At 48.6% G+C, this 6,869-nt stretch carries 6 protein-coding genes and 1 pseudogene; 6 read left to right on the top strand and 1 reads right to left on the bottom strand.

The genetic code is table 11. The features are described 5' to 3' along the window. Positions 1-125: 125 nt before the first annotated feature. Positions 126-422 (bottom strand): annotated as a pseudogene (locus GSF01_RS25940) (NADPH-dependent FMN reductase); the annotation flags it as partial. Between the two features lie 195 nt (positions 423-617). On the opposite strand from GSF01_RS25940, the gene GSF01_RS25935 reads away from it, so the two are divergent. From GSF01_RS25935 to GSF01_RS25910, 6 genes are all read left to right on the top strand, one after another. After that, positions 618-1,496 carry a helix-turn-helix transcriptional regulator gene (locus GSF01_RS25935; RefSeq protein WP_159888165.1) on the top strand — a complete coding sequence of 293 codons (879 nt, stop codon included), beginning with the start codon at positions 618-620 and terminating at the stop codon, positions 1,494-1,496. 415 nt (positions 1,497-1,911) lie between these two features. Next, positions 1,912-3,030 carry a GGDEF domain-containing protein gene (locus GSF01_RS25930; protein WP_159888164.1) on the top strand — a complete coding sequence of 373 codons (1,119 nt, stop codon included), beginning with the start codon at positions 1,912-1,914 and terminating at the stop codon, positions 3,028-3,030. A 355-nt stretch (positions 3,031-3,385) separates the two neighbouring features. Beyond that, positions 3,386-3,649 (top strand): hypothetical protein, encoded by a 264-nt coding sequence (locus tag GSF01_RS25925; RefSeq protein ID WP_159888163.1) that lies wholly within the window; start codon positions 3,386-3,388, stop codon positions 3,647-3,649. 194 nt (positions 3,650-3,843) lie between these two features. Continuing rightward, complete coding sequence (locus tag GSF01_RS25920; protein WP_235941743.1) at positions 3,844-4,452, top strand: glycerol-3-phosphate responsive antiterminator; 609 nt, start codon at positions 3,844-3,846, stop codon at positions 4,450-4,452. A 148-nt stretch (positions 4,453-4,600) separates the two neighbouring features. Continuing rightward, the gene (locus GSF01_RS25915) at positions 4,601-5,968 is read left to right on the top strand and encodes an alkaline phosphatase family protein (protein ID WP_159888162.1); all 1,368 of its coding nucleotides are present in this window, start codon (positions 4,601-4,603) and stop codon (positions 5,966-5,968) included. Continuing rightward, complete coding sequence (locus tag GSF01_RS25910) at positions 5,940-6,869, top strand: carbohydrate ABC transporter permease (protein WP_235941742.1); 930 nt, start codon at positions 5,940-5,942, stop codon at positions 6,867-6,869. The genes GSF01_RS25915 and GSF01_RS25910 overlap by 29 nt, the downstream gene beginning before the upstream one ends.

Genomic DNA, 6,869 nt, shown 5'->3' with positions numbered 1-6,869 from the left:
AGTTGCTTGATGAGCACCTTCCATGGAGTCCAGCAGTTAGGCAACATTGTACATAACGCAAAGCCTATGGATTCTCATGAACCATGGGCTTTTCTTTTTCAATACACCTGGTTATTAGACGCTTACATCATGACTCGGTCGACGCGGGATAACCAGTCAATTGCATTTGCCATGACGCCGGGAATGGTTGAATTATACTCCGGAGTGACCCATAACACCGCGTCGGCAGCAGCGACTTTGCTTTTAAAATGGATAACCGGCTGCGGCGGAACAGACTCGATATCCTGATCGTAAAAAGGGAGATCCCGAATGTTCAACATATCCAACTGGAAAAGATGCTGATAACGGTTCTGAATATAACGGGCTAACTTCAAGTTGTACGAATCTTTACGAATGCTCCCGACAATTGCAGCTACTTTCATTTTCATCACCTCAATGATTATTTTTCGAATGGAATTAAACAGGTTCAACCGATCCACCTCATCCATTCTATTCTTGCTATTCTTCCTAAGGAGGACATAGACTAGTGTACATGGGCCTAACGAGGCTAGGGAGAGATCTGGATATCGTAGGATTGGGAATCCTACGTTCATGAATGGATAGGAGGCATGGTGATCATGGCGAACAGATTGGACCGTTATGAGGAATTAGCTCGTTTTTTGCGTTCACGCCGTGAACGAATGACCCCAAGGCAAGCAGGATTGCCGGAATCCGGACGCAGACGCACACCCGGACTTCGTCGTAGCGAGGTGGCTCTGCTGGCAGATATAGGATTGGATTGGTACACCTACTTGGAACAAGGGCGTCATATCAACGTATCCGCCGAGGTTCTTGATCGAATAGCAGAAGTGCTTCGGTTAGATGAATCGGAACGCAGGCATCTATACCATCTTGCCCGTAAGCAATTTCCCTTGATCGATACGAAGCAACCCTCTAAGGTAACTCCGGAACTTCAACGTTTTTTGGATAGCCAAAATTTGTCCCCTTCAAATGTCATGGATGCGCGCATGAACATCATTGCCTGGAATGAAGCCTACTGCGCATTGAATGGGGACCTCGCGGTGATGTCGGATAGGGAACGAAATTTTGTCTGGATGACGTTTACTTCTCCCCGTTTCCGCTATGTTAAGGGAGACCAATGGGAATTGCATGCGCGACGGATCGCCGCTCATTTCCATGCCGGGTATGCGCGTCACGGCGACGACCCTTGGTGGTCCGAGCAGTTCGAGGCGCTGTCCCAGGCTAGCGGGGAGTTTCGGGAATTTTGGGACTCCCATGAGGTTCTCGATGCCATTGATGCTCCCAAGACACTGCATTGTCCGAATCTCGGGATATTGAATTTTGACCTTGTGTCGTTTCAGTATTCGAACGATTCGAATTTGACCATTTCCATCCATGTTCCCCAACGAGACGGCACAGAGGAGAAGATGCAGCGGCTGTTGATCGATTATCGGAGCCGGCATTCAGAGCCGCTTGAATCTTCTCAAAGAGTTTAGTATGGAGGCAATCAGAACTTTTTTAGACATGAATCAAGGCACCCAAGCGGGTGCCTTTTGAATTCGCTCTATAAGTGATACGGAGAACCGTATCATAAGTGACGGCAAGTTTTTGGGATAAGATTAGAGGGCAGTTGCTGCGTCAAGCAACCGCCTTATTATATTTTTATGGTAATATTGAAGTTATCGCAGCGTCAAGTGCTAGAGTATACTTAGAGCTCAGGCAGATCTGTCGCAATAATTGGTATACAAGAGGATTTACAAACTGATAACGAATACGCCAACCAAGACTGTTCCCGTGGGGCAGTCTTATATTTATTAGGATTGAGGAGTTCTAATTCCAATTGGCAGGGTAACGTATCACCTGTTATAATGGGTGTTACTTAAAGGATATTCAACGAAGAGCAGGGATGGTATGATATCTAATCAGCATGACATGGGCAGTGTGAAATGGAAGCGGAAAATCCTCCGCATTTATCGCATATTCATCTTGTTCTACCTGTTGGGGGAAGCTGCTTCGTTCGTGGCAGACTGGGGGTCGGGCCTGAATTACGTCATCACGTATCTATACGATAGTACCTTACTCCCTGTTTCCACCATGCTGATTACGCTGTTTGTGTTGGAATTGTTATGCCGTTATACCAATAGGAATTTGGATTATATCTTTATTTGGGCCGCGGTGATCTTGTCCGGCTCGCTTATCATTACCAATCGGCACATTCCTGTCATGCAGGCGATTATCTTGGTGCCTATCGTGTTATCGGTTCTTTACTTTAATAAGGTAAAAATCCTCGTCACCACAGTGATCTGTTTGGCTTTCATCCTCATTTTCTATAGCTTTGCCAGTCCGGAAGTTGCGGCAGGATTCGGACCGGCGCCTTTCTCGTTGATCGTAATCTGTACAATCATTCTGGCCTGCTGCGCCGCAGGGTTGATCGTCATTAACCGGGGGATGGAGCTATTGGAGGACCTTCGAGAGAAAGTGGTCAGTGAGATCAAGCTCCGGGAAGAGAAGACGTGGATTGAAGAAATGTCTAAGGCGGATGCCTTAACCGGACTTGCGAATCATAAATCGTTTCACGATCATCTCGACCTCATACTCGATTCAGAGGAGCACATTCCTGAGCTTGAGCTGCACCTGGCCCTTGCGGATATTGATAATTTCAAGGCGATCAACGATACGTACGGACATTGGGCCGGCGATATTGTACTGAAGCAAACAGCGGCCATATTAAAGGAAACGCTGCAGCCCTGCTCGTTGATCTCCAGGTACGGCGGCGAGGAGTTCGGTATCCTGTTCCTAGGGATGACCGATGAAGAAGCAAGGGATAGGCTGGAGGCAGCTCGCATGGCTGTAGCCTCCATTCGTCTATCGGAGATCCACTTTCAAGCGGTCACGATCAGCATCGGGCTGTATCGAAAGCGCGAAACGGACTCGAAGGAAACCCTGTTTAAGCGAGCCGATACGGCGTTATATGAAGCGAAACGTACCGGTAGAAATAAGATGTGCGTGAGTGATGAAACAGTAGCCTAGAAAGCTAAAAAGCCGGAAATCCTTTGTGTATCAAGGGTTTTCGGCTTTTGTCATGAGTGGTGCTCAATTTGGTTGTGTTGAATGTTCCCGAAGCCATGTAACGGCGAAATCGAGAACTGCGTCTTCTCTGTCAAGAAGGGCTTTTGCGAACCCTGTACAGAGGGGACTTTTGCCTAGAAACAGCAAAAGCCCCTCCGACTCGTTATCGGATGGGGGCTAACCCTAAAAAATGCTTTTGGGTGTTTTCGTCAAAGTTCAGTTCGATCGTTACGATCTTTCGGTTCTCAACGCAGATTTTCTTGATGATGAGGTGTAGCAAGGACTTGATCTGCTCGGTAGGAGCACTGCCAAGAATTTGGTCCAACTGGCCCAGGGTGGCCCGAACGTAGTCGTAGTCGATTATCTGGCTGCTATCGTTTCCGAGTTCCGATTCGATCCCGGACTTTCTGGCGAGAAGCCGCTCCCTTTCCGCCTTCAGCTCGTACAAGCGGTTCACCAATGTTTCGGGGGCGATAAGGTGGATTCGATCGAGGGGAAGCGGCAAAAGCATCTCAGCCAGTTCGAGGGTTATCTGGGAACTTTAGTTATTTCAACATTTTTATTACTTAAAATAGCCTGATGTTTGGCAGTTGGCGGTTCTTCCCAAATCATCAGGACATGGTCGGTGTCAAATAGGGTGCTTTTGGAAAATGCTTGCGGATGTCCTAAAAACTCAAATTTACAAAATGTAATCATCCGTTTAATACAGGGTTAACATTGAATTATTATGATAAAGGCAAGCAATGAGCCCTAACTGCTGGCAGGTATGAAGGAATGAAAGGAAAATATTCCCCAATGTCTTTACTTTACAGGATTGGGAACAACCCCATTATTGCCGCGGTACGTAAACCGGAGGATGTAGAGGCAGCACTAGATAGCCGGGTGGAAAACATTTTCTTCATGGGGGGCAAAGTTAAAGAAATTATTCATGCCGTCCGCCTGACGAAGGAGAGGAAAAAAGGCGCTTTTGTCCACCTCGATCTGATTCGCGGACTATCCAGCACCGACAAGGAAAGTGTTGATTTCGTCTCGGATTACATTGGCGCTGATGGGATCGTTACACCGAAAAGCCATTTGATCAAGGAGGCGAAACGGGTTGGTCTTTACGGGATTCTTCACCTTTTCGTGCTCGATTCATTGGCACTTAAGAATGGCCTGAAGGTGGCTGAAAATGTCCAGCCGGATGCCATCGAGCTTATGCCGGGCGTAATCACGAAGACGATTCATTCGTTATCCGAAATGATAACCGATATTCCAATTGTCGCCAGCGGACTGATACAAACGAAGGAGGAAGCCGCCGAAAGCTTGCATGCCGGCGCAACCAGCCTGTCTGTCAGCGAAGCAGCGCTCTGGAATCTTACATTTCAAGATTTTCAATCCTAGCGGTTGAATTTTTTGAAATTCCATTTTCATAGTTTAGAGTGAGGAATAAGAGAAAGCTCTGGACAATGAACAATCGGGACTTTTAGGTCCTTTGTTTATTGTCGGCGGTTTTCTCTTTTTATTATTTATAACTACTTGGAGGTATATTATGGCGCACTCTACTCAACCAAAAAGCGATAACTATGTACTTATCATCAGCATCGACGGCATGGCCCATTACTATCTGCAGGACCAGCATGTCCATATGCCCAACGTTCGGCGACTCATCCGAGAAGGCGTCTCTGCTGCCGGCATGGAAAGCGTCTTTCCGACGGCGACATGGGCGATCCATTCCAGCATGGTCACCGGAACGTATCCGCGTAAGCATGGCGTTCTTGGGAATTGGGTGATTGATCGTCCGAACCGCCGGGTTGGTGAGCATTTCGGAGACCGCATGTGGAGCAAAACGGAAGTGCTGCGGAGAGAAACATGGTACGATGCCGCGAAGCGCATGGGCTTGACGACCGCCTCCATCTGTTGGCCGGTCACAAGGGGAGCGGAAACGATCGATTTCAATATCCCTGAATTTTATGAGCAGGATCTGTTCGATACCTGCTGCACATCCTCACTCTGGGAAGAACTCAAAGCGACCGGCCTGCCGATGGAATGCTATGGAGCTTGGAGCAAGGATCATGCCCGCGGGCCCATGCAGGATTGGCTGACGACTAAGGTCGCCAAATACCTAATTGATCGGTACAGCCCTAACCTCCTGCAGCTTCACTACCTGCTGCCGGACAGCTTCCAGCATGACTACGGCGCTCGCTCCAAGGAGGCTTATTGGTCGCTGGAGTATGTGGATGAACGAATAGGGGAGCTATTGAAGGCGCTTGAGGAGAAGGGCATTTTACACAAAACGAATGTGTTTGTTGTATCCGACCACGGCTTCGTCAACACGACCAAGACGTTCTATCCGAACGTGCTGTTTAAGCAGAAGGGATGGCTAAACAGCGAGAATTTGAAGGAAAGCCGGGTGATGGCTGTGTCCAACGGAGGCTCGGGATACGTATACGTTCTCGAAGATGACCCCGAGGAAAAGGTGCGGATGATAGGCGAAGTCCGCCGCGTGCTTGCCGATAGCGAAGGCGTCGGGCGTCTGTTCGAGAAAGAAGAACACCCGGCTCTTGGTCTGCCGGCAGAAGGTGAGTTGGAGCATTTATGTCCGGACATTGTCTTCGAGGCTGAAATGGACTGCTTTGTTTATTTCGACCATAGCGGGGATGAAGTGATCGGACATTTAGCCAAATTTAAAGGAATGCACGGCTATCTGCCACAGCGCGAAGAATTGAAGGCCGTGTTTGTGGCGGCGGGCCCTTCGATCCGGTCCGGTCTGACCCTGCCGGAAATCCGCATCGTTGATCTAGCGCCGACTATCGTACGACTTCTCGGCACGGAACTTGAAGATACGGACGGCAGTGCCTTGGACGAAATATTGAAGGAGGAGATAAGGCTTGGAAACCTCGATCCCATTAAGTGTTAAACGGAGCAGAGCTCCAGCCCGGTCCCGCAGCAGGCTGCTGAAGATGCTCATTCCGCTAGCCTTCCTGCTGCCTGCGCTTGCCTTGTATGCTGTATTTTTCATTTACCCGTTTATCTTCGCCTTCAGTCTCAGCTTTCAAAAGTGGAACCTGATCAGCCCGAAGAAGGCATTTGTCGGACTGGCCAATTACAGACACCTGCTGCAGGATGAAGTATTTTGGATCTCACTGAAAAATTCCGGGCTGTATGTGCTGATGACCGTACCTTTTGCCATCGGAATCGGTTTACTGCTTGCGATATTGGTTGAAAGCCTATGGAGAGGCAAAAGACTGTACCGGCTCATCTTTTTCCTACCGGTCGTCTCCTCCATCGGTATCATCAGTATTGTATGGAGCTTGATGTACAATCCTCAGGTTGGAGCGCTAAACGTATTACTTCGTACCTTCGGCATTCAAGGGCCTAACTGGATGAACAACCCGGCAACTGCCCTGTGGGCACTGGCTATTGTGGGGATTTGGAAGGGCTTCGGTTACAATATGGTGCTCTACATATCGGGACTGAAGTCCATCGACCGCGGTCTTTACGAAGCTGCTGCCATGGACGGCGGCGGACGCTGGCAGCAGCTAAGGCATGTGACGCTGCCGATGCTTTCCCCTGTAACCTTTTTTATCCTCGTCATGAGTATTATTTCGTCGTTCCAGGTTTTTGCAACCATTCAAATTATGACACGAGGCGGACCTAACAATTCAACTAACGTGTTGGTGTATCAGATTTACCAGGAAGCCTTCCAGTTTTTCAATATTGGGGTGGCCACGGCTTCTTCGACCATTTTACTGCTGATAGTCGGTTTACTGACGGTCATCCAGCTTCGCATGTCGCAAAAAATGGTTCATTACCAATAA

The organism is Paenibacillus puerhi (assembly GCF_009846885.1).
In the GTDB taxonomy this organism is placed as follows: Bacteria; Bacillota; Bacilli; order Paenibacillales; family NBRC-103111; genus Paenibacillus_G; species Paenibacillus_G puerhi.
This window is presented reverse-complemented; position numbering and strand designations above follow the sequence as displayed.

What these genes read in the sequence shown, in the direction of transcription:
- GSF01_RS25915 (WP_159888162.1), top strand. Translation starts at nt 4,601, where the DNA reads ATGGCGCACTCTACTCAACCAAAAAGCGATAACTATGTACTTATCATC.
- GSF01_RS25930 (WP_159888164.1), top strand. Translation starts at nt 1,912, where the DNA reads ATGATATCTAATCAGCATGACATGGGCAGTGTGAAATGGAAGCGGAAA.
- GSF01_RS25935 (WP_159888165.1), top strand. Translation starts at nt 618, where the DNA reads ATGGCGAACAGATTGGACCGTTATGAGGAATTAGCTCGTTTTTTGCGT.
- GSF01_RS25920 (WP_235941743.1), top strand. Translation starts at nt 3,844, where the DNA reads ATGAAAGGAAAATATTCCCCAATGTCTTTACTTTACAGGATTGGGAAC.